The sequence below is a fragment of the Providencia sp. PROV109 genome (genome assembly GCF_033681625.1).
Lineage (GTDB): Bacteria > Pseudomonadota > Gammaproteobacteria > Enterobacterales > Enterobacteriaceae > Providencia > Providencia hangzhouensis.
In genome coordinates this window covers 4,172,141-4,194,187 of the sequence record NZ_CP096320.1, presented here as the reverse complement: position 1 = coordinate 4,194,187, position 22,047 = coordinate 4,172,141, and the positions used below count along the sequence as shown (strand labels likewise).

The 22,047-nt window shown below is 40.4% G+C and carries 18 protein-coding genes and 3 tRNA genes; 11 read left to right on the top strand and 10 right to left on the bottom strand.

Annotated features, from left to right (window positions below; all coding sequences use genetic code 11):
- Positions 1-13 precede the first annotated feature (13 nt).
- Positions 14-289: a hypothetical protein gene (locus M1F25_RS19415; protein WP_181488789.1), complete on the top strand. Its 276-nt coding sequence runs from the start codon at positions 14-16 to the stop codon at positions 287-289.
- A gap of 82 nt (positions 290-371) precedes the next feature.
- On the opposite strand, the gene prfH is transcribed toward M1F25_RS19415, so the two are convergent.
- Entirely contained in the window at positions 372-983 is a 612-nt protein-coding gene (prfH, locus tag M1F25_RS19410) for a peptide chain release factor H (protein ID WP_181488787.1), read from the bottom strand.
- The gene (locus M1F25_RS19405; protein WP_096864358.1) at positions 983-2,116 is read right to left on the bottom strand and encodes an RNA ligase RtcB family protein; all 1,134 of its coding nucleotides are present in this window, start codon (positions 2,114-2,116) and stop codon (positions 983-985) included. Before M1F25_RS19405 ends, prfH begins: the two co-directional genes overlap by 1 nt.
- Positions 2,117-2,643: 527 nt before the next feature.
- On the opposite strand from M1F25_RS19405, the gene M1F25_RS19400 reads away from it, so the two are divergent.
- Positions 2,644-2,787, top strand: coding sequence for a Hok/Gef family protein (locus tag M1F25_RS19400; RefSeq protein WP_112308132.1), 144 nt, complete (start codon positions 2,644-2,646; stop codon positions 2,785-2,787).
- Positions 2,788-2,934: 147 nt separating this feature from the next.
- Here M1F25_RS19400 and M1F25_RS19395 read toward each other — a convergent pair whose 3' ends face one another.
- The 4 genes from M1F25_RS19395 to M1F25_RS19380 all read right to left on the bottom strand — a co-directional run bounded on the left by M1F25_RS19395 (position 2,935) and on the right by M1F25_RS19380 (position 8,435).
- Entirely contained in the window at positions 2,935-4,653 is a 1,719-nt protein-coding gene (locus M1F25_RS19395) for an amidohydrolase (protein WP_094962470.1), read from the bottom strand.
- Between the two features lie 101 nt (positions 4,654-4,754).
- Positions 4,755-6,107 (bottom strand): APC family permease, encoded by a 1,353-nt coding sequence (locus M1F25_RS19390; RefSeq protein ID WP_094962471.1) that lies wholly within the window; start codon positions 6,105-6,107, stop codon positions 4,755-4,757.
- Positions 6,108-6,912: 805 nt separating this feature from the next.
- Complete coding sequence (gene rarD, locus M1F25_RS19385) at positions 6,913-7,806, bottom strand: EamA family transporter RarD (RefSeq protein WP_004906041.1); 894 nt, start codon at positions 7,804-7,806, stop codon at positions 6,913-6,915.
- A gap of 158 nt (positions 7,807-7,964) precedes the next feature.
- The gene (locus tag M1F25_RS19380) at positions 7,965-8,435 is read right to left on the bottom strand and encodes a thioesterase family protein (RefSeq protein WP_096864355.1); all 471 of its coding nucleotides are present in this window, start codon (positions 8,433-8,435) and stop codon (positions 7,965-7,967) included.
- 155 nt (positions 8,436-8,590) lie between these two features.
- Between M1F25_RS19380 and pldA the strand changes: the two genes are divergently transcribed.
- From pldA to M1F25_RS19355, 5 genes are all read left to right on the top strand, one after another.
- Positions 8,591-9,484, top strand: a complete 894-nt coding sequence (pldA, locus tag M1F25_RS19375; RefSeq protein WP_094962474.1) for a phospholipase A — start codon at positions 8,591-8,593, stop codon at positions 9,482-9,484.
- Between the two features lie 110 nt (positions 9,485-9,594).
- Positions 9,595-11,421 carry an ATP-dependent DNA helicase RecQ gene (gene recQ / locus M1F25_RS19370; RefSeq protein ID WP_112308121.1) on the top strand — a complete coding sequence of 609 codons (1,827 nt, stop codon included), beginning with the start codon at positions 9,595-9,597 and terminating at the stop codon, positions 11,419-11,421.
- Between the two features lie 20 nt (positions 11,422-11,441).
- Positions 11,442-12,437, top strand: a complete 996-nt coding sequence (pldB, locus tag M1F25_RS19365) for a lysophospholipase L2 (RefSeq protein WP_004906034.1) — start codon at positions 11,442-11,444, stop codon at positions 12,435-12,437.
- Positions 12,438-12,450: 13 nt separating this feature from the next.
- The gene (gene yigL / locus M1F25_RS19360) at positions 12,451-13,263 is read left to right on the top strand and encodes a sugar/pyridoxal phosphate phosphatase YigL (protein WP_094962476.1); all 813 of its coding nucleotides are present in this window, start codon (positions 12,451-12,453) and stop codon (positions 13,261-13,263) included.
- 256 nt (positions 13,264-13,519) lie between these two features.
- Positions 13,520-14,323: a tetratricopeptide repeat protein gene (locus M1F25_RS19355; protein WP_004906030.1), complete on the top strand. Its 804-nt coding sequence runs from the start codon at positions 13,520-13,522 to the stop codon at positions 14,321-14,323.
- 3 nt (positions 14,324-14,326) lie between these two features.
- Here M1F25_RS19355 and M1F25_RS19350 read toward each other — a convergent pair whose 3' ends face one another.
- The 4 genes from M1F25_RS19350 to rsgA all read right to left on the bottom strand — a co-directional run bounded on the left by M1F25_RS19350 (position 14,327) and on the right by rsgA (position 20,154).
- Positions 14,327-14,665, bottom strand: coding sequence for a hypothetical protein (locus tag M1F25_RS19350; RefSeq protein ID WP_094962477.1), 339 nt, complete (start codon positions 14,663-14,665; stop codon positions 14,327-14,329).
- A gap of 8 nt (positions 14,666-14,673) precedes the next feature.
- Positions 14,674-18,015 (bottom strand): miniconductance mechanosensitive channel MscM, encoded by a 3,342-nt coding sequence (mscM, locus tag M1F25_RS19345; protein WP_181488785.1) that lies wholly within the window; start codon positions 18,013-18,015, stop codon positions 14,674-14,676.
- Between the two features lie 33 nt (positions 18,016-18,048).
- Complete coding sequence (gene asd / locus M1F25_RS19340; protein ID WP_112308119.1) at positions 18,049-18,945, bottom strand: archaetidylserine decarboxylase; 897 nt, start codon at positions 18,943-18,945, stop codon at positions 18,049-18,051.
- Between the two features lie 156 nt (positions 18,946-19,101).
- Positions 19,102-20,154 (bottom strand): small ribosomal subunit biogenesis GTPase RsgA, encoded by a 1,053-nt coding sequence (rsgA, locus tag M1F25_RS19335; RefSeq protein ID WP_004906021.1) that lies wholly within the window; start codon positions 20,152-20,154, stop codon positions 19,102-19,104.
- 111 nt (positions 20,155-20,265) lie between these two features.
- Between rsgA and orn the strand changes: the two genes are divergently transcribed.
- The 4 genes from orn to M1F25_RS19315 all read left to right on the top strand — a co-directional run bounded on the left by orn (position 20,266) and on the right by M1F25_RS19315 (position 21,389).
- On the top strand, positions 20,266-20,811 hold the full coding sequence (gene orn / locus M1F25_RS19330; RefSeq protein ID WP_096864350.1) for an oligoribonuclease: 546 nt from the start codon (positions 20,266-20,268) through the stop codon (positions 20,809-20,811).
- A gap of 271 nt (positions 20,812-21,082) precedes the next feature.
- Positions 21,083-21,158: transfer RNA gene (locus tag M1F25_RS19325), tRNA-Gly, on the top strand.
- A 39-nt stretch (positions 21,159-21,197) separates the two neighbouring features.
- Positions 21,198-21,273 (top strand) — tRNA-Gly (locus M1F25_RS19320).
- A 40-nt stretch (positions 21,274-21,313) separates the two neighbouring features.
- Positions 21,314-21,389, top strand: a tRNA-Gly gene (locus M1F25_RS19315).
- Positions 21,390-22,047 lie beyond the last annotated feature (658 nt).

Sequence of the window (22,047 nt, the reverse complement as noted above, 5' to 3'; positions counted from 1 at the left end):
AAGGAGCTTGTAGATGAACAGCGTTGATAAATTTGGTTATGGTGATAAGCAGATTCAACAAGGAATAAGTATCATGGAATATGAAAAACAATTAGAAACAGCATTTAATAGCTTAATGAATAAAAATAAAGGCGATATTGTACCTATTAATTATGATGTTGATCATTCGTCACTAATACAAACAACAAATTGTTTTTCTTCACAAAAAGAATATAGTTTTATCATTGAGCCAAATTATTATATTGCTGAATGTCAATTTAATAATTCAATGTGTTATTTAGTGAATTAAGCATTGTCTGGGTAGTAAAGCACAAAACAGTAAGGTAGATATCTTAAATTATATACCACCTCTTATCTGAGGTGGTATTGTTTTATTTTAAACGTTTAAATTCATTTCCTGAAAAAGTCATTACCGCATTTCCTCTTTCAATTTGATAATGGGAATGATGACGTTGTTTATCCAGTTCATTAAGTTGCTGCGATTGATGTTCATTCAATTTCCATTGAATTAACTGTTTCGCAAGCTTTTTGTTAGCGTGCTGGCTGCGTTCAGATTGCACTTTGACAGTGATACCCGTAGCGACATGTTTTGCTCTAACCGCAGACGAGGTTTTGTTCACATGCTGCCCTCCAACCCCCTGTGCTTTAGTAAATTCAAACTCAATTTCACTCTCTTCAATTGGTTTAATGGGAGAGAAACGGGTGACACTCAAAAACCAATTTTTACGTTTATGTCGTGGCCTAATTTGGCTTTGGCACTGCCATTGAATAGTGCCAGTCCATTTTTGGGATAGTATTTCTGCATTCTCGCCTTCCAATGAAATTAAGGCAGATTTTAGTCCATAGCGTGATGGGAAAAACTCAAGTGTATCGGCAATGACTGAAAGTTTTTTAGCCTCTTGGAAAAAACAAATAAGTGCTTTTTCCACCGCTATGCAACATTCTTCAGGCCCCTGCGCAGAGGAAAACTGTAATAATATCATTAGCAATCTCCACTGGTTTTATAGGTTATAACAGGTTTAAGACGCGCAACAACTTGGATGATGCCAATATTCACCATGCTTTCAATTACAGTATCAATAGATTTATAAGATTGAGGGGCCTCTTCGTAAATCAATTGTTTGTTTGCGCAGATAACACGACTACCTAATACCGTCCTTGATAATTGAGTCGGTGTATATTTATGTGATAAACGTCCTTTACACTCAGTTCGCATCCATTTCCGTCCAGCTCCATGAGCAAGAGAATTCAGACAAACTTCACTTGGTTGTGGAGAAACGAGATAACTGTAATCACCTCGAGAACCAGGGATAACGACTAGCCCGCGATCTGATGGTGTCGCTCCTTTTCTATGTATCCACCCTTCAATATCATTGATTTTACAGTATTCAACTAGGTTATGATTAAGGTCGAGTACGAGTTTACCCTTTGATTTTACTTGTTGCAGCATACGTAAACCGATCATTTGTCGATTTAGTTGGGCAAAATCCAATGCATTCTGATGAGCTTCCAGATAATCTTTTGCATCTTGAGTATTGTCTATAAGCCCATCATGACTATATTTTTCTACATGTTGGCGAAGGATTGATTGGCCTAAACCTCGAGAACCACTGTGAACTAACAACAGCAATTGTTGTTTGTTTAAACCACTTTCCTTGAACCATTCAGGGTTTAATATTTCATCGATAGCTTGAAATTCTGCAAAATGATTTCCGCCACCAATAGAACTTAATGATGACATAAAGTCATGTGATTGCATGTTATTTGGAACATGCTCTTCAAGCCATGACAAAGGCGCATGATCTGACATTTCAGAAAGTTGTTTTTCGAGTTTATCGAGGTTAACTTTCGATTTTTTAATATCAGTTTGGAACAGCGCCATTCCACAACCGATGTCATTACCAACTAGCGCAGGATAAAAGCGCTTGGTTGAGAAAAATGCCGCACCAATTGGGTATCCACGGCCTGGATGTAGGTCAGGCATGCCAACAACAGAGACCATATTAGGTAAGTTTGCGGTTGTTTGTAACTGTTGGATTGCTTTACTTTCAATCCATGTTGATTCTGTGGCGATATAGCTGACTTGCTGATCCACAGTATGTAAGGTATTGCCCATAAGCTATTAACTCATTTTTAATTGAAAAATAAGGTGAATTAGCAGGCAAAATTAAGAAAATAGATTAACTAACGAGAGTGGCTATTTCTGAGTGTGCCCGCAAAGAGTTTGATTAATTGTTGTCATGGTAAACCTCCTTGCAGTTAGTAGATGAATATAAAACGCTGCGGATACTAACGGTAACTTTTTTCTTTTGCAAGGGCTATTTTAAAGATAGCCGATTTTTAGCCTTTTTCTGAAACCAATATATAAAATCAATATATAAATTAATTAATATTATACAAACTAATAATTAGATAATTAAATTTATATTTTTATTTATTCCAATGGAATTGAGCGTGAGTGAAATATAAAAATTTGCTATCATTTGGGCGGGTGCTTGAGCCTTTCTGGTTCAAGCTTATTATGTTGGATAAAATGTTTGGATTAGAAATGGAAAAGCCCCGTTAGTTATTATTAACCAACGAGGCCCAAACCTAACCCGACAGTTAGGATTGTGCCTCTTAACCATTAAGAGGTCAAGGGAAATGAGCAAGTTCGCAGTGATTGCGTTTGTTTCAGCGTGTATTACCGTGTTTAGTATTTCAGTACTAATGCGAGACAGACTTTGTCTAATTGTCATTAGTCATGGAAATACAGTTGTTCAAACAACGTTTTCTTACGAAGAGTAATGTTGCTTTACGAGGGAGCGTATTCCCTCGTAATTTCCCGATTTAATTGTGTGTATTCAGGTTTGGAATTAAGTGCCCAATTAAAAACACCCCAAGATATTATTTAATCTTTGGGGTGTTTATTTAATTAGTTATCTAAATAAATAATTAAGCAATATGTACAGTTTTTCCACCAATAATTGTACGTAATACTTTTACATTTTCAATATCATCAGCAGGGATCTCAAATACATTGCGATCCAATACAATCATATCAGCAAATTTTCCAGCCTCTAATGAGCCGAGTACATCTTCACGGTGCTGTGCATAAGCAGAGTCAATGGTTGCAGAGCGCAAAACTTCAATTACCGTCAAGTCTCGGTCATTATCGAGTCTCGGTGCTTTTTGACCATTAATATCGCGGCCACGGCGTGTCGCTGCGACTTTTAAATCATACCACTCATCGAAATCATCGATTGGCCAGTCACTACCAAATGCAACAACCGCGCCAGCATCGACAAACTTAGCGATGGGTTCAAGTTGCTCAAAACGTTCATCACCGAGCATTTTTTTCTCAAAAGCCGCTAGCTCTGGAGTTGGGGCTGCCCACTGGAAAGATAAACAAGCGATGGTTTTTAAGCGCGCAAAACGGGCGTAATCATCCGCATGGACTAATTCATTGTGAGCGAGTCCTGGGCGAATATCTTTTTCTGGGTGCGCTGCTCGCATTTTTTCAATCGCATCTAATACGATGGAAACGGCACCTTCACCAACAGTATGCAAGTGAGGGTCATAGCCTGCTGCGGCAATTTTTTCCATTAATTCATCAAGAATTTCAGCTGTGAAATACAGATCACCATAGTTATCCGTTTCTACCCAATTAGGCGTGTCATCTGTGCCTTGATTAATGCGGTATGGCTGCAATAACGACGCTGTCATTGTTGGAAATTGCATGACACCATCAACAAACATTTTAATATTATTCAAGCCAATACCTGGGGTTGGTGTCCAATCAGCTTGGTGCCATTTTTTGGCAAATGCAACGGCTTTATCCACGGCTGCCGCTACTGAAGCAACATCTGGTGTTTCATCGGGGGTGATTTCACGAGCAGCTTGGAAACGGATCGTAAGGTCACCACGTTGCTGTAATTGAGAAAAGGCTTCAAGCTGTTGTTCTGAAACGCGGGCGTCCATCACCATAGTCACACCTTGCTGGTTAAGTACTTTCTGTACTAATTCAGCAACTTCAATTGCTTGGTCGTCACGAATTGAAGGAATGCTATCGGCAGCACGCATAGCGGGTGCATCTTCAAGGATGCCATTCAACTCACCGTTCTCGTATTTGCCAATTTTACCATCAGGTGGCTCAGGCGTGTCTTTAGTGATACCAAATAGTTCGAGAGCACGGCTATTGGCTAGCAATGTATGGCAGTCATTTGAAAATAATACGACAGGGCGTTTTGTATTGAGCTTGTCCATATCTTCACGATACATATCAACACCCGCCGGGATCATTCCTTGACGTAGCCATGCAGTGACTTTGAGCCAATCATTTTCCCCGGTACGAGGGTCTTTATCGAGGTGATCTTGTACACGCTCTAAAATTTGCTCGATAGTTAACGATTCATAATTTAAATGACAACCGAAGAGTTGAATACCGCCCCAAAAAGGGTGCATATGACCATCAATGATACCAGGCATCATCATTTTGCCTTCGAGATCGATACTCTCTGTTTCAGGGCCAACATACTGATGAAGTTCATCAGAAGTGCCTGTGGCAAGAATGTAACCATCACGAACAGCAACCGCATCGACAACGCGATTTTTATCATCCGCAGTATATATATAACCGTTAAAATAAATAACGTCAGCTAATTGATTATTCATTGTAAACCGTCTGTATCAGTGGTGCTTTGGTGGCACCAGAGCTAAAAAAACAACGGGGAAGGCAAGTGCTCCCCCGTAATCATTTATAAGACTTGAAATGCTTAGTTAATAATCATTTCAGTTTCATCGTCAGAGATTGCAGGTGGACGACGAGTAAAACCATGGGTCAGCAGTGCTAAGTAAATTGCTCCTGCGGCTAGCCACCATAAACCCACTTTAAAGGCTTCGCTATCAAGGCTTGTCCATAACCATAATGTTAGGATAACACCAATAGAAGGCATAATCAGGCAAGTGATAATTTTTGTATTATCCAGCGGTGCTTTACGGTCAATGTAAAAATGTTTAATGACCGATAAATTCACAAAAGTGAATGCAATTAAGGCACCAAAACTAATCATTGAGGCGACCATGCTGAGTGAAAGCACTAATGAAAGTAGTGATGCTAACGCAACAAAGATAATTGAGTAAATCGGTGTATTGAGTCTTGGATGCAGATAAGCAAACAGCGAACGTGGTAACACGCCTTCACGGCCCATCGCATAGAAAATACGTACAATACTGGCTTGTGAGGTCATTGCTGAGGCAAATACACCGATAACATAAGCGGTGATAAAGCTAGAAGCCATCATCGCACCACCAACTTGTTTCATTACCGCAAGGCTAGCAATATCTGTGTTAGGAATGAAATCTTGCCACATCGGGTAAACCAAGTGCGCACCATAGGAAATGATGACAAATAGCGTACCTGCGATAAACACGGTGTATAGAATCGCTTTTGGTAACGCACTACGTGCATCTTTGGTTTCTTCTGCCATGGTGGAGATCGCATCAAAGCCAAGGAAGGCTAAGCAGAGTACCGCTGCACCAGCAAATAATCCTGATACTTGTTCTGACATTACCGTAATAGGTGCCAATAAAGCATCAGTATCCAATACAAATGAAGTTTTAAAACTCAAGTATAGGAACACTGCGATAAATACAAATTGCATTAAAATGATTAGCATATTCATTGAGGAAACTAATTTAATTCCCAAAATATTCATAATGCTAACAATTGTGATGGTACTGCAAATAATCACATACATTGGGATATCGGGGAACGCTTCATGAACAAAGATCCCAATTGCAATGTAGTTAATAATTGGCAGAAAGAGATAGTCGAGCAATTGTGCCCAACCCACTAAAAACCCGAGTGTGCCGCCAAAGGTTTTTTGCACGTATGAATAAGCAGATCCTGAAAGAGGAAGTGCGCTTGTCATGCGGCAATAGCTCATGGCGGTAAAAAAGACGGCAGCTAATGTAATTAAATAAGCGATAGGCAGATGGCCCTCACTCAATACAGTTACTTGTCCATAGGTGGTGAAAATTCCGAGTGGCACCATATAAGCCAGCCCGAAAAAAACTAACGCAGGAGTGGTCAGTACGCGTTTCATTTGAACGGTATTCTGTTGCATTTTTAAGCCCTTCCCAAAAGCCCTTAACAACGTTAACTCTGTCTGAATGCACAGGCCGAGTGAACCTAAAATGCAGCCGTACTCGTCATACTTCGAATCACAACGTTGTTGGCTTCACTCGTTCGCACTAGTCACATACTTTTGTATGCTCCTAGCGACTCTTTTGCTTGCCGCCTAGTTGTGTTTTCGAATTATTTAGAGTCTTAACGCTACATGGTTGTATTAAATTAAATCTTAGAACCGTCTGCATTCAATTTCAGAAAACCTCGCACCAGGACATTTTTAAAATGAAATGTCATCGTGCGCACTTTAATGAAACGTCAGTGATGAATCGGACCATCACCATCCGCTGGGGTGAATACAAGCGGCGTACAATATAATTACCAAGTTCCTATTAAGCAATCATTAATTGAAAAAAATAAACAACTACTTTTATTTCAAAGAGTTGTTTGATGGATGTGTTTATTAATTGAAGTGGATTTAAGATAAGTTAAATGATAGCCATTATGTATAGAAAATCAAGATGAATTTTTTCTGTTTAACTTATTGATTTTATGTGGTTAAGTTTATTTTGTTACAATTGCGTATATATAGATAAGAACAAAAAGATTTAAATTAATTTTGATTTATCATGTGGTAGATAAAGAATTTACCACTTAATTAAATAGCCTATTTGCATTAATTAAATTAACTATTTGAGTTCCATATAATGAAACACCGACTTCGTTTAGAATATAAAACGAGAGTCGGTATTTAATATTAACGCTATTTACCGGCTATCTGAGTTTCTGTAAACAGTTACCCATTATTTTTTTCTCAGTTTCTGCTGGGTATATAATGCATCTAATGTAAATAAAATTAATGCAACCCAGATAAACCCAAAAGTGACTAACAATTCAGGTGTCATAACTTCACCGTACACAAAGACGGCGAGTAAGAACATAATACTTGGCCCCATATATTGGAAAAAGCCTAGCGTTGAAAGCCTTAAATGGTTAGCTGCTTCTGTAAATAGTAACAATGGCACTGTAGTAATTACCCCGGCAGCAATCAGAAGTGCATTCAAATGCCAATCATTCATTGCCATATCACTCGTTGGACTATCTGCAAAAAATAATAAGAAGATAATCCCGACAGGAAGCAGCCAAAGTGTTTCGAATGTCATTCCTGTTTGTGCGTCGACCCCTAATTTTTTACGTAATAATCCATAGGTGGCAAATGTAACAGCTAAACTTAGCCCAATCACAGGCACTGAGCCAAATTGCCAAAGCTGGATCAATACACCTGTTAGTGCAAGACCAACAGCAATCCACTGCATGCGGCGAAAACGTTCTTGTAAGAATAGCATTCCAAACAGTACGTTAACTAGTGGGTTAATAAAGTAACCTAAGCTAGCTTGTAGCATATAACCATTATTAACTGCCCAAATATAAATTAACCAGTTACAAGCAATTGTCGTTGCCGTTACACCAAGAACTAATATTTTCTTTGGTTGCTTTAGTACTTGGCGAACATAACTCCAATGCCGTGAAACGGTTAATAATAAAATCATAAAGAAAAATGACCAAATAATACGATGAGTCAGGATTTCTTCTGCGGGCACTTCTTGGATGCTTTTAAAATAAATAGGTGCGACACCCCAAATAAAATAGGCGCCTAAGGCACATAACACGCCTTTGGTAGTATTTTGCTGGCTCATTGTTGGCTCTGAAATTGAATTAAAGACTAAAAAGATACTTATACAGAGAGACCGAGCCGATTTAAGCGGCTCGATTTTTGATACCACTAATGTGACATTGCTCAGGTTTTTTTACAAGTTATTAGTTTAGTAGGTGACTAATTATTTATATTTTATTTCTATCCAACCAGATAAGTTGCCGTTGCTGTTGCAATATGCTGGTTGTTTTCATTATGAAGCTCGCAGCGGGTCACGGCTATTTTATTACCGTCTCTTAATAAGCTAGCACTAGCAGTAAAAATTTGCCCTCGACCGGGGCGTAAATAATCAACTCGTAAGTCGATTGTCCCCATTCGGGACATTTTATCGACAATCTCGGTGTGGGTTAATGGATTAATACGCTGCAAAATACGATTGATGCATACCATCCCCCCTGCAACATCTAAAACCGAAGCGATCACACCGCCATGTAAAATGTTCTGAGTAAAATTACCAATTAATTGTTGACGATTTTCAACAGTAAGCTGAACAAAATCATCATTTAAACTCATTAATTTAATACCAAGTAGCTGGTTAAATGGCATTTTATAAATAAATGCATGGCTCATTAAGTCACTGGCTTCTTCTAAAGTATAAGTACGGTCATTCATCGTTTTCATCCTTTAAAAATATGTGAATGATAAGTTAACATTATGTGTAAATTATGTCTCTAACAAACGAATGAATAATCTTTCAACAGTTATTCAGTTTTGTGTGTAAAATAGGACAAACTTTTTTTGGACGATGTTGAAAATAGGAATGACTAATGCGCGCTTTACCGATTTTGTTAAGTGCAGTGCTCTGCTTTTGGTCTGCTTCATTGTTTGCGACTGAAAATACAGGTGTTCAGCCTGTAGAAGATGTCAAAAATACCTTGCCAATACGTGGAAGCATCATTTCAGGATTACTGCAACACCATGATAACCCATTTGTGCTGTATCCGTATGAATCGAATTACATCCTTTATACCTATACATCCTCGATGAATAAAGAAGCCATTTCTAGCTACAATTGGGGTGATGATGCGTTAAAGGACGAAGTTAAATTTCAATTAAGTTTAGCGTTTCCATTATGGGCGGGTATTGCGGGTGATGACTCAATTTTAGCTGTTTCTTATACTCAGCGTTCTTGGTGGCAACTAAGTAATAAAAAAGAGTCTTCACCATTTAGAGAAACTAACTATGAGCCTCAAGTGTTTGTTGGCTGGTTAACCGACTACCAATTTGCGGGTTGGACGTTGCGTGAGATTGAAACAGGTTTTAACCACGAGTCAAATGGTCGTTCAGAGCCTACGTCTCGCAGCTGGAACCGAGTATATGCAAGGGCAATGGCGCAAAATGGTAACTGGCAAGTTGATCTCAAACCTTGGTACCGCATTCATGAAAGTGAAGGGCGTGATGATAATTCTGATATTACCAAATATATGGGTTACTATCGCTTAAAAGTAGGGTATGCGTTGGGAGACAGCGTGTTTACTACGACTGGGCGCTATAACTGGAATACAGGGTATGGTGGTGCAGAATTGGGGTGGAGCTATCCAATTAGTAAACATGTGCGTTTTTATACCCAGTTGTTTAGCGGATATGGTGAGTCGATGATAGACTACAATTATCGCCAAACACGTTTTGGTATCGGTGTTATGCTAAACGATATGCTGTAATGGAAGAAAAACTCAGCTCTCTATTTTGTTCTGAGTTGAATACCAAGTCATGAATCAACAACTTCGCTGCTCAATTGGGCAGCGGCTTGTTTTATCGATTGAGGAAGTTTGTGTCCACTGCTTGCGTCATTAACCAACTTTCATTGGCTGAACATGTGCTCAATAGTACATTCGGCTATCAGTCATTTCGCCCTGGGCAAGATGCCGTCATTGGGGCTATTTTGGATAACCGTGATTGCTTAGTGTTAATGCCAACAGGGGGGGGAAAATCCCTTTGCTACCAAGTTCCTGCTTTAGTTAAAGAAGGTGTCACACTGGTCGTTTCACCATTAATATCATTAATGAAAGACCAAGTGGACCAATTAAGGTTACATGGGGTTAATGCTGCGTGTTTAAATTCATCGCAAACGTCACAAGAACAACGTCAAATCATGGAACTGTGCAGTCAGGGGGAAATAAAATTACTGTATGTTGCTCCTGAACGGTTGTTAACTGATTATTTCTTAAGCCAATTAGCAGGATGGAACATCACCTTGCTAGCAGTGGATGAAGCCCACTGTATTTCCCAATGGGGACATGATTTTCGCCCTGAATACCGCGCACTAGGCCAATTACGGCAATCATTACCTAATGTACCCGTGATGGCGTTAACCGCAACTGCGGATGAAACCACACGTGCAGACATTATTCGTTTATTAGAGCTACATGAGCCATTAGTCCATGTGAGTAGCTTTGATAGGCCAAATATTCGTTATACCTTAGTCGAAAAATATAAGCCTTTAGATCAACTTTGGTTTTTTATTAAAGGGCAAAAAGGAAAAGCGGGTATTGTTTATTGTAATAGTCGCAGTAAGGTTGAAGAAACGACAGAGCGCTTGCAAAAGCGAGGCTTAAGTGTTGCGGCATACCATGCAGGGTTAGACGCTGCCCAACGGGAGTGGGTACAAGATGCATTTCTAAAAGATAACCTACAAGTTGTCGTGGCGACAGTGGCTTTTGGGATGGGAATTAACAAATCAAACGTTCGGTTTGTCGCTCATTTTGATATTCCGCGTAATATCGAAGCCTATTATCAAGAAACAGGGCGGGCAGGTCGTGACGGTGTTGAAGCCGAAGCCATTTTATTTTATGACCCTGCAGATATGGCATGGTTACGTCGCTGTCTTGAAGAAAAGCCTGCGGGTATGCAGCAAGATATAGAACGGCATAAGCTGAATGCCATCGCGGCTTTTGCTGAAGCACAAACTTGCCGCCGTTTGGTGCTACTCAATTATTTTGGTGAAAATCGCCAGCAGCCTTGTGGCAATTGTGATATTTGCTTAGACCCACCAAAACAGTACGATGGGTTAGTGGATGCGCAAAAAGCGCTGTCCTGTATTTATCGTGTTGGTCAGCGCTTTGGTATCGGCTATATTGTTGAGGTTCTGCGTGGCGCTAATAATCAGCGTATTCGTGACTTAGGCCATGATAAACTGCCCGTCTATGGCATTGGTAAAGAACAAAGTAATGAACATTGGGTCAGTGTGATTCGCCAACTGATCCATTTAGGTATGATCACACAGAATATTACGCATTTTTCAGCGCTTCAATTAACGGAGGCAGCACGGCCAGTATTACGTGGTGAAGCTGCACTAAAACTCGCAGTTCCTCGTGTTTTAGTGGTAAAAAGCCGTAATCAACAAAACAAAATTTATCATGGCAATTATGATAAAAAGCTCTTTGCTAAACTGCGTAAATTGCGTAAATCCATTGCAGATGAAGAAAATATTCCGCCATTTGTGGTGTTTAATGATGCAACATTAATTGAAATGGCTGAGCACACCCCGACTTCACCTGCCGAATTACTGTTAATCAATGGTGTTGGCGAACGCAAGCTCGAACGTTTTGGAGTAGCATTTATGGCGCTTATCCAAGACCATCTTGAAGGTTATGAATGAATAGATAAGGAAACTGCAGGATGACGCCTGAAAACCTAAAAGAGAGTTGGCTGAATCGAGAAACTCAATTTTCTGCTTTTACAAATGGCCCGCTTTTAGATTTCTGGCAACATCGTGAAGAATCTCAATTCGTGGGGGTTGATGATATTCCCATTCACTATGTCCGTTTTATTCATCCAAAACATCATAAAGCGATTGTCATTTCACCGGGGCGCAGTGAAAGTTATGTGAAGTACCCTGAAGTGGCTTATGATTTTTATCATTTAGGCTATGATGTGTTTATTATTGACCATCGTGGGCAAGGGCGATCAGGGCGCATGTTAGCGGATCCTCAAAAAGGCCATGTTGAAAAATTCACTGATTACATTGACGATTTTGAAAAGTTCATTGAGCTTGAGGTTAAATATCGGCATTATCCAAAATGTTATGCATTAGCTCACTCAATGGGGAGTGCTATCTTAGCCGGGTATTTGTTGCGAGATAACGTCACTTTTGATGCTGCAACCTTATGTGCGCCGATGATTGGTATTAATTTACCGATGCCTCGTTGGATGGCGAGCTTTATTGTTGATAGAGCCGAATCTCGCGAAAGTGTCCGCAATGATTATGCGGCTTCTACTGGGAAATGGCAGCCATTACCTTATTTAATCAATGTATTAACACACAGTCCAGAGCGTTATCGGCGCTACTTACGTTATTATGCCGATTATCCTGAATTGCGCTTAGGTGGGCCGACTTACCATTGGTTACGTGAAAGTTTTGTGATTGGCGATGAGCTAATTGCGAAAGCGGGAGAAATTGATGTACCACTGATGGTGTTGGAAGCCAGCGAAGAAAAAGTGGTCAGCAATAAAGAGCTACAAGCTTTTTGTCAAAGCCGACAAAAAGCGCAAATAGGACGAGAAGAAAAATTACCTCTCATCATTGAAGGGGCACACCATGAAATCCTATTTGAAGTGGATGCATTAAGAGCGATGGCGCTTAATGCTATCTGTGATTTTTTTGAGCAGTATTAGTTAGGGTTTGAATATGAAATATCCTGTAGTTGCTTCCGATTTGGATGGGACACTGTTATCTCCCAATCATGATTTAACGTCTTATACAAAAGACACCTTGAAACAGCTAGTGACTTCCCAAGATGTGCATTTTGTGTTTGCAACAGGCCGTCACCATGTGGATGTTGCTCAAATCCGTGATGGTTTAGGCATCGATGCGTATATGATCACATCTAACGGTGCACGGATCCATAATACCCGCGGTGACTTAATTTTTGAGCACAATGTTGACCCTCAAATAGCTCATGAACTGTGTTTGATGGAATTTGATAACCCTGAACTTATCACTAATTACTACCATGGTGATGATTGGTTTATCAACAGGGAAAGCCCTGAACAAAAAGAATTTTTTAAAGAATCGGTATTTAACTACCAGCTGTTTGACCGCCATAATTTTGTCACTTCTGAAGTCTGTAAAGTTTACTACACCAGTGAAGATCATGACCTGCTGGTGGATTTACAGCAGCGCATTCAAGCACGCTGGCAAGATAAAGTGAATGTAACGTTTTCATTGCGTAGCTGTTTAGAAGTTATGGCTGGTGATGTTTCTAAAGGTGAGGCTCTGAAGCAAGTTGCGGCACTACATGGCTATACACCGAGTGATAGTATTGCTTTTGGCGATGGCATGAATGACAAAGAAATGCTGACTATGGCTGGAAAAGGCTGCATCATGCAAAATGCTCATCAATTGCTAAAAGATGCGTTACCACACATGGAAGTCATTGGTTCGAATAGTGATGATGCTGTTGCTCGTTATCTGAGAAATAAATACCTTAATAACGCATAATGTATTTTGTTATTTGAAATAGAGGAACCAGATAGGCAATATGTTTATCTGGTTTTTTATTATCTCAATTAGATGAAAAACGTAAGTTCCCATAGCGAAAATACAGCGAAACGTGCTTTTTGTGAAATTTAGGCCACTTTTCCTATTTTTTCTGACAAAAAGTAAATTTAAACTAGGGGGATGAGTGTTTCGGTCGATATTAATGGATAGCACTGTTTTCACAGGTTGCATATTGCACTGTTGAGGGTTCCTTAGGATGAAAAAAATTGCGTTAGCACTGTTGTTAGGCTCGATTTGTTATAGTTCTGTTTTAACCGCTAAACCTACCACTGCGCCGGCACCGGCGACAGCAGCACAAGAACCCTCGATTGAACAAATTACGCAGTTAGCACAAAAAGGTGATCCTAAAGCTCAATTTCAGCTAGGAGAGCGTTATTTTAAAGGTTTAGGTGTTTCTCAAGATTCTAAAGCAGCGGCTGAGTGGTTTATTAAGGCGGGGAACCAAGGGAATTCAGATGCACAGTTTCGCTTAGGTACGATGTTTGTAAATGGTTTTGGTGTGCGTCGTGATTATGACAAAGCGATGCTATGGTATGAACAAGCAGCGGCTCAAGGTGATACCCGAGCTGAAACCAACATGGCTATGATGTACGCACAAGGCTTAGGTGTCAGTCAAAACCTAGAAAAAGCGGCATTTTGGTTTAGAAAAGCAGCGCAAGGCGGAAATATACTTGCTCAATTCCAAATAGGCCAAATGTACTCAATTGGGAGTGGCGTTGATTTAGATGACGAGAAAGCAGTGTTTTGGTTTAGAAAAGCCGCGAAACAAAAAGATGCCAAGTCTCAAGACCGCTTAGGTGTCATGTATTCTGAAGGACGTGGTGTGAAGAAAAACTTGCAGCAAGCCTACGCATGGCTTGCAACTGCGGTGTACAGCGGCAACGCAGAAAGTCATCGTCTACAAAATAAGATTGCGGCTCAGTTAAGCCCTGAAGAATTACAGCAAGCACAAAAATTAGCGGAAGGTTATATTAAATCGTATGGTTTTAAAGCCAGCTAATGATTAAGCAGATGTGTGGGATACGATTTTGTATCCCACCAGTATGACAACAGATAATACAAGATAGCACCAAGAAAGCCGATAAAAACGATTGTTTCCCCAGCCTCGACGAATAGCTAGCTGTTGCTGTTGTGATGATAGCTTGCTACAAAGTACACGAAACCCAACGATATAAACCGCACAATACACTTGCCAAAGGTACAGTGTATTAAATGCAAAAGCTTTCCCAACAATTAATAAGATAATTAATGGAATTAAAAAGAATAAAATCGACCCAACACGTTCAAGTTGGGCGATCCTCAACATCACTAATTCGTCTTTTTCATTTAATTGTAATGGCATAATACGGCTTACAATTCCCCTGACTTACGACTAGGATTACGCCCTGAAAGATTGTTTGTCGCACTTTGCAGAGAATTATCACGGACATCCACCCTTGCTTGGAATGGTGGGAATGGCAAGGTAATTCCTTGTTCAGCAAAGGAAACTAAGATGTTTTGGTGAATTTCATGGCGCGCAGGTAACCGATGGCCCATTTCAGCGGCATAGACACGTAATTCAAAAATCTGAATACCTTGTTGTAAATCAACAAGATATACTTCAGGTGCTGGGTTATCTAAAATCATCGTAGAGCGTTTGGCTGCACGTAAAATGGTATCTGTCACTAATTCACTATTGGCATCAGAAGGTGCAGGAATAGTCATGACAATACGTGTGATCGTGTCAGACAGTGACCAGTTAATAAATTGTTCAGTAATAAATGCCTTATTTGGCACAATAATTTCTTTTCTATCCCAGTCTGTCAGCGTAGTAGCACGGGTGTTGATCTTGGTAATACTCCCCGTCAAGTTACGGATAGTTACTGTGTCTCCAATCCGGATCGGTTTCTCAAATAAGATCATTAACCCTGAGATAATATTGGCGAAAATTTCTTGTAAACCAAAACCAAGCCCGACCCCCATTGCCGCAACAAGCCATTGCAGTTTTGACCACTCAATTCCTAACATAGAGAAGCCAACAATGGTCCCTATAATAGTTATCGTATACTTTGTTAATGTGCTAATGGCGTAACCAGTACCTGGTGTTAAATCCAAATGTTGGAGTACGGCCAGCTCAAGCAAAGCCGGTAAGTTACGAACCAATTGTGCGGTAACGATAATAGTCAAAATGGCAATGAAAATAGAGCCCATGGTGATAGGTTGTACGGTATCAACGCCATTAACCGTTGATGTCACATCCCATAAGCGAATATTTTCAAGAAAAGAGAATGCGGTATGTAGCTCGGACCACAGCCAAATCAATGAGACCAAGGCAATCATGGTTAAAATCGAACGAACTAACCCAACGGATTGGGTACTGATGGTATCTAAGTCGATAACCTGTTCTTCGATATCAATATTTCCTTCACTACTGGCGTTTGTTTGCTGGTTATCGTCCTCACCTTTAGCACGTTGAGCTAATATCTCAGCACGGCGTTGTTTCGCACGCTCGAAGGCTAATTTACGGCGCTGCATTGACATCCAACGGCGGATCGTATGATAAACGATAAGGATAACAAACCAAATGGCGACAGAGGTTTCTAAACGAGCAAGCAAGGCCTGTGAAGTTGAAAAATAACCTAAAATGGAGAAGAACCCAGCAACGATAGGTGCGAGTAATATCATCCACCACAATGCTTTATTAACAATATTCTCACCGGAGCCATGTCTATCTAAGTAGAGAGGGATTTGTGAGCGGCGTAAGTTGTTGGTAATTAAGCTAAGTGCGACACATAAAAAGATAAAGCATAAGCGGCCAATACTAGCTGCAAATTCCCTATCGCTATAATGTTCAAAGGTAATAATTGCCATCACGAGTGGAACGATGACAAAAATTGCCATTCGGTAATAACGCATCGCACGTTTAACAGAATCTTTGTCCCAACCGAAGTGAGAAATAAATAACCCAGTAGGGCGAGAAAAGGTTTCGCTGATCATAAACAGCCATAGTAAAGGTGTCGTCGCACTGACACCATAACCTATCGCCGCGGCCATGGGATATTGCCATGCACTTTGTAAGCCATAACCGATGGCTGACCACATCATAGGGAGAGGAAGAGCAACAATTATTGACCAAAAAATAGTTCGAATGGTTAAGTAAAACCGGTCTTGTGTCACCTTACCAATCCGTAAACTGGAGCGGTCAAGAAATGCTTGGTAGTGCTTGCGAGTGCTAATACTGAAAATGACTAATGCTATCGAACCTAAAAGATACAAAAATGTATCTTGTGTTGTCAGCATAACACGCAGAGCACCGGCCAGTTGGGACAAGGTATCCAGAGAAAGTAATTGAGTAATATCCGTTACTAACATGACAGGATAGCTGATGCTTATTGGCGGAACATCTGCGACCCAGAAAAGATAACGGTTTGAAGCATCTTTGACTTCTTTTAATGCATCGGTCAATTGCCCAGTGGCGACATTGAGCTTTGTTAGCTCTAACATTTCAGCATCGAGACCTGAAATTAAAGAGGTTAGTAGCTCACGGCGGGTTTTAATCAATGACTGATAAACTTGTACTTGAGCTGTATTGAGCTCATGCTCGCTTTCTTGCTCGGTTGTATCTATTTTACTTAGCCTATCGAGGCTATCTTCATAATTTAAGCGTTGAACGCGTAAATCTGCCATTTCCCGATCAAGCTGCTGGCTCTTTGGAATATCAGGCAAACGGGAGAGTTGTGTTCTGAGCGCTTCCCCTAATGTACTTGAGCTGCTGATCCACTGAGCTTGCTCGCGAATAGTTGTGAGCGCTTGTCGAGCATCGCGGATACTCGTTGAAATTTCAGCTTGGCTATTGGTGATTGCGCTCATGCGCTGTGCCTGAGCGGTTAATTCCTGAGACATTTTACGGTTAATATCAAGCTGCTCAGTTAAAAATGGGGTCAGTTCACCTTGCGCAGCCAACATCTCGGTATGTTCTAACGCTAAAATTGCTTTTTGTTGGCGTTGGGTATTTTGGAAATCACGCAGGTTTTGTAACTCAAGTTCCATACGTTGATAGCGTTTTTTGTATAACTCCAACGTAAGGCGTGAGATTTCTTGGCGGTTATTGGCAGAAAGCTGCGCCATTTCCAGTTCATTAACTGTTGATTTGCGAGCACTTACTTCGGCTTGAGCTAACGTGTACTGGGCATCGGCTAATGGCGTTGAGGGTGTACTCAGAGACTGAAAGCGCGAAGAGGCTTCAGTGAGTAAGCGTCTAGCTTCAGAAAGTTGTTGTGGCAGAATACTTAGTGATTCACTGATTTCGCGGCCTTTATCTTGCTCTTGCTGAGTTAAGCGGCTTTGATCGAGTAATTGGCTGCTAAGCTGAATAATACGTTGTTCAAGTTCACCTAAGCTGATACCCACAGGTATAGGTGCTGGTTCATCACTTTCATTGAGGATTTTTTGTCTTATTTCTTTGATAATTCTAGGGAAGTTATCAATGGCTTCTTGATAAGACTTGGCCTTTGCATCGGAATCACGTGTTTCACTCATCCAATTCAAAGCACCCTGTAATGCTTGTGCTATCTCTGCATCTTTGGGGTTGGTACTTGACTCAAGTTGTTTGAGCTCCTGCTTAATCTGTGCTTCATCCTGCGCTGCAGTCGGTGCTGCAACGGAAGAAAAAACGATTAACAGGCTAAGAAAAAAACTGATAATCACACGCACAGTGAGGAGCTCCTTCAAGGGATAATAATTTAATTAAGCGTCAGCAGGTTCTTCTGTTACTGTATTTGCAACAGTTTCAGCGAGTAATTCGCCCATACGAGTTGCATAACCGGGGATCAGTGATGAATTAAATATCACTTTGTTAGGTTCAAATAAATTAATCACCGTTGAGCCCAGTTTAAACAGCCCCATTTCCTCACCTTTCTTCAAGAAAACGGCACCTTCAGAGTCCAACTCAGGGTAAACCCAGCGCTTAATGACGCCTTCACGACTGGAATTGACGCAACCGCTCCAAACCGTCTCAATACTACCAACGATGGTTGCACCTACAAGGATTTGTACCATTAAGCCAACAGGGGTGTCAAAAACACAAATCAAACGTTCATTCCGTGCAAACAGGTTGGGAACATTCTGTGCCGTTAATGGATTTACAGAGAATAAATCGCCTGGCACATAAATCATCTCTTTGAGTAAACCATCACATGGCATGTGTACACGGTGATAGTCACTTGGGGAGAGGTAAGTGGTAATAAAGTCACCACCACGAAAACGCTCTGCTAATTGGTATTGGCCAGCAAGTAACGCTTCAACTGTGTAATTATGGCCTTTAGCTTGGAAGATAAGGTCATCATTTATTGGGCCTAATTGACTAACTGCACCGTCAGCAGGTTGAGCAAGTTGGTGTTCTTTCTCCACAATTGGGCGAGCGCCTTCTTTTAGCAGACGGATAAAGAAATCATTAAAAGTGGCATAAGCAGTAAGCTCACTTTTTTGCGCTTCATTCATGTTCACTTTATAGACTTTTGCGAACAGTTTAATTGCCCATTGCGTCATGAAACCCGCATTGCGACTTGCGAACCAGCCTGCAAATTCAGTAAGACATTGTTTTGGAAGCATATATTGCAAGCGAATTTTAATTTTATCTAGCACGTTAACCTCTGATTTTTAAAGGTATGTTAGCAAAAGGGCGGCTATTGTACACAGTTTACTCGTCATATTTCAAACGGCCGCATCATTGGCTAACCATCATTAAATTATTTAGAGCGGGTTTAGCGTTAGTGAGTTATTTGTAAGCACTCACTAACATTATTTATCTTTCGCCGTAAAATTACCACGAGGTTTGATTTGTTCCATGCTTTCTAAAATGCGATGGTAGTTTTCAAAGCGTGATTCAGCAATTTTATTTGCTTCTACGGCTTCACGTAACAGGCAACCAGGGTCATCTAAATGTTTACAGTCACGGAATTTACAGCCGCCAAGGTAATCTTTAAATTCGACAAATCCTTTGGTCACTTGTTCCGTTGTTAGATGCCATAAACCAAACTCACGGACACCAGGGGAGTCAATCACATCGCCGCCCAATGGGAAGTGATATAAACGAGCTGTTGTTGTTGTATGTTGTCCTAGCCCTGAGTTGTCTGAAACCTCATTAACTAAAATCGCTTCTTCGTTATGTGGGAGTAATGCATTTAATAAACTGGATTTGCCCACACCAGACTGACCAACAAATACAGATACTTTACCTGCTAGCGCGTTAGTAAGCGCTTCCATGCCTTCATTGGTATGGCTTGAAACTTCGAGAACTTGATAGCCAATATCACGATAAATTGTCATTAAATCGCTTACCCACTCACGGTTTTCGTCGTCGAGTAGGTCGACTTTATTGAGAACGATAACAGGCTTAATCCCGGTGGTTTCGCAGGCAACTAAATAGCGGTCAATAATATTCAGCGAAAGCTCAGGTAAAATAGCTGAAACCACAACAATTTGGTCAATGTTAGCGGCAATCGGTTTTAAGCCATCATAATAATCGGGACGAGTTAGAACAGAACGGCGCTCGTGAACCGCTTCGACGATGCCATTTACTTTGATATCACTTTGTGTGTTCAAGGCTGGTCGCCACACCACATTATCCCCTGTAACGAGGGACGAAATCGTTCTGCGCAAGTTACAGCGTTGGATAGTCCCGTCACTTGCTTGAATATCAGCATGCTGCCCAAAACGGCTAATGACTAAGCCTTCTTGCGCTTCACCTAATTGGCTATCATCAATTTCAACTGTTTTTTGCTTTTTAAGTCTTTTTTGATGATTTTCTTGAACTCGGCGCTGTTGGCCTTTCGAAAGTTTCTGTTTAGCCACCTGTCCTCTCTTTACTATGGGCTGTATTTTAGGGGGTTACTCACGCCTGTCACTGATGGCATGAAGAGTGCTATCATACCTTAACTTCATAGAATGCAGTTAGGGTATATCATGCAAAAGAATGAGAATAATTTAATTTGGATCGATTTAGAAATGACGGGGCTCGATCCTGTTCGTGATCGTATTATTGAAATAGCGACCATTGTAACAGATAGTCATCTTAATATTTTAGCAGAAGGCCCTGTAATTGCAGTACATCAAACGGATGAACAACTCGCTTTGATGGATGAGTGGAATGTAAACACCCACACTAATAGCGGCTTAGTTGAACGTGTACGCAAAAGTACAGTGAGTGAGCGTGAAGCTGAGTTAGCCACGATTGCGTTTTTAGAAAAATGGGTTCCTCAAGGGGCATCCCCAATCTGTGGTAATAGTGTTGGGCAAGATAGACGTTTTTTGTTCAACTACATGCCTGAATTAGAAAGCTATTTTCATTATCGCTATCTTGATGTCAGTACATTAAAAGAGCTTGCTCGCCGATGGAAACCTGAAATTCTAGCGGGTTTTTCGAAGAAAAATACTCACCAAGCTCTTGATGATATTCGTGAATCTGTGGCTGAATTAGCTTATTACCGAGAGACATTTATTAAAGAATAAATGTTAAATTAACGAATAAGCCGCAATCTTGAGCGGCTTTCATAAGCTGTTCTCTTCCAATAAGTTAACAATGTTAACGTATTGAAATCAATTTATTACAACGGGTGTTGATAAAATCACCATTGTGATTGAATTGTCAGCAAACGAATAAAAAAATAAAAATTTTGAGTGTAAGGGCTTGCTAGTATCTGAATTTTTCGTATAATGCGCTCCCCGTACCGATGAAGTTTTTGTTATTGAGTCGGCACGTGAAACATCACAAAAATGTGATGCGGGAATAGCTCAGTTGGTAGAGCACGACCTTGCCAAGGTCGGGGTCGCGAGTTCGAGTCTCGTTTCCCGCTCCAAATTTTTTGATGTTTTAGCTAAAGCACTATTTTCGTGATGCGGGAATAGCTCAGTTGGTAGAGCACGACCTTGCCAAGGTCGGGGTCGCGAGTTCGAGTCTCGTTTCCCGCTCCAAACTTTCTTAGTGTTTTAGTCAAAGTAGTACCCACCAAATGCGGGAATAGCTCAGTTGGTAGAGCACGACCTTGCCAAGGTCGGGGTCGCGAGTTCGAGTCTCGTTTCCCGCTCCAATATTTTCTTAGTCTCTTAACTTTTCTTCTTAATTAATTCTTACACAATACCTATTTAACTTAAGTAGAATCACCTAGTGTGCATATGAATTGCGCTTGTTCACTGTTTTTATCCTTTTATACCTTGAACACTAGGATCTACATGGGTTTTGCGATCTTTTTTGGATCAGATCCAGATTTCCTCTTGCATTCATTTTCAGGTCGCCATAGAATAGCCACCCCTTAGCAATAGGGTGTTTTGCTTCCATCTCTAAGATGATGATTAGAAGTTTAAATAATAAACAAAAATATGCTTTTTTATTTACTTCGAGTCACTTTTCATTTTAGTCTTGTTTTTTGGTAACTTTTGTATTGCTAGTAAACGTAAAATCAGTATTTTTCTTTTCAATGTGCCATTAGAAAGTTATCCACAGCCCGCTCAATCAATCTGGGTTTTTATCGCGATTTGAAATAACTTATTACACAGAGTTATCCACAGGCTAATTAACAAATTTCTGTTGTGCTATTTAATTCTAGTATTTAAATAGCATTGTTGTAACTTATTGATTTATTTGTTAAGTGATTTATTTTGTCAAAATGCGGCTAGCACATCTTGCAAATTCTTTACCTATTGTCTGCTAAGCACTTTTTACTTTATTCACATCAATTTGACAATTCT

What these genes read in the sequence shown, in the direction of transcription:
- yigL (WP_094962476.1), top strand. Translation starts at nt 12,451, where the DNA reads ATGAAATATCCTGTAGTTGCTTCCGATTTGGATGGGACACTGTTATCT.
- M1F25_RS19350 (WP_094962477.1), bottom strand. Translation starts at nt 14,665, where the DNA reads ATGCCATTACAATTAAATGAAAAAGACGAATTAGTGATGTTGAGGATC.
- M1F25_RS19395 (WP_094962470.1), bottom strand. Translation starts at nt 4,653, where the DNA reads ATGAATAATCAATTAGCTGACGTTATTTATTTTAACGGTTATATATAT.
- pldA (WP_094962474.1), top strand. Translation starts at nt 8,591, where the DNA reads ATGCGCGCTTTACCGATTTTGTTAAGTGCAGTGCTCTGCTTTTGGTCT.
- prfH (WP_181488787.1), bottom strand. Translation starts at nt 983, where the DNA reads ATGATATTATTACAGTTTTCCTCTGCGCAGGGGCCTGAAGAATGTTGC.
- M1F25_RS19355 (WP_004906030.1), top strand. Translation starts at nt 13,520, where the DNA reads ATGAAAAAAATTGCGTTAGCACTGTTGTTAGGCTCGATTTGTTATAGT.
- M1F25_RS19400 (WP_112308132.1), top strand. Translation starts at nt 2,644, where the DNA reads ATGAGCAAGTTCGCAGTGATTGCGTTTGTTTCAGCGTGTATTACCGTG.
- M1F25_RS19380 (WP_096864355.1), bottom strand. Translation starts at nt 8,435, where the DNA reads ATGAATGACCGTACTTATACTTTAGAAGAAGCCAGTGACTTAATGAGC.
- rarD (WP_004906041.1), bottom strand. Translation starts at nt 7,806, where the DNA reads ATGAGCCAGCAAAATACTACCAAAGGCGTGTTATGTGCCTTAGGCGCC.
- M1F25_RS19415 (WP_181488789.1), top strand. Translation starts at nt 14, where the DNA reads ATGAACAGCGTTGATAAATTTGGTTATGGTGATAAGCAGATTCAACAA.
- pldB (WP_004906034.1), top strand. Translation starts at nt 11,442, where the DNA reads ATGACGCCTGAAAACCTAAAAGAGAGTTGGCTGAATCGAGAAACTCAA.
- orn (WP_096864350.1), top strand. Translation starts at nt 20,266, where the DNA reads ATGCAAAAGAATGAGAATAATTTAATTTGGATCGATTTAGAAATGACG.
- M1F25_RS19390 (WP_094962471.1), bottom strand. Translation starts at nt 6,107, where the DNA reads ATGCAACAGAATACCGTTCAAATGAAACGCGTACTGACCACTCCTGCG.
- M1F25_RS19405 (WP_096864358.1), bottom strand. Translation starts at nt 2,116, where the DNA reads ATGGGCAATACCTTACATACTGTGGATCAGCAAGTCAGCTATATCGCC.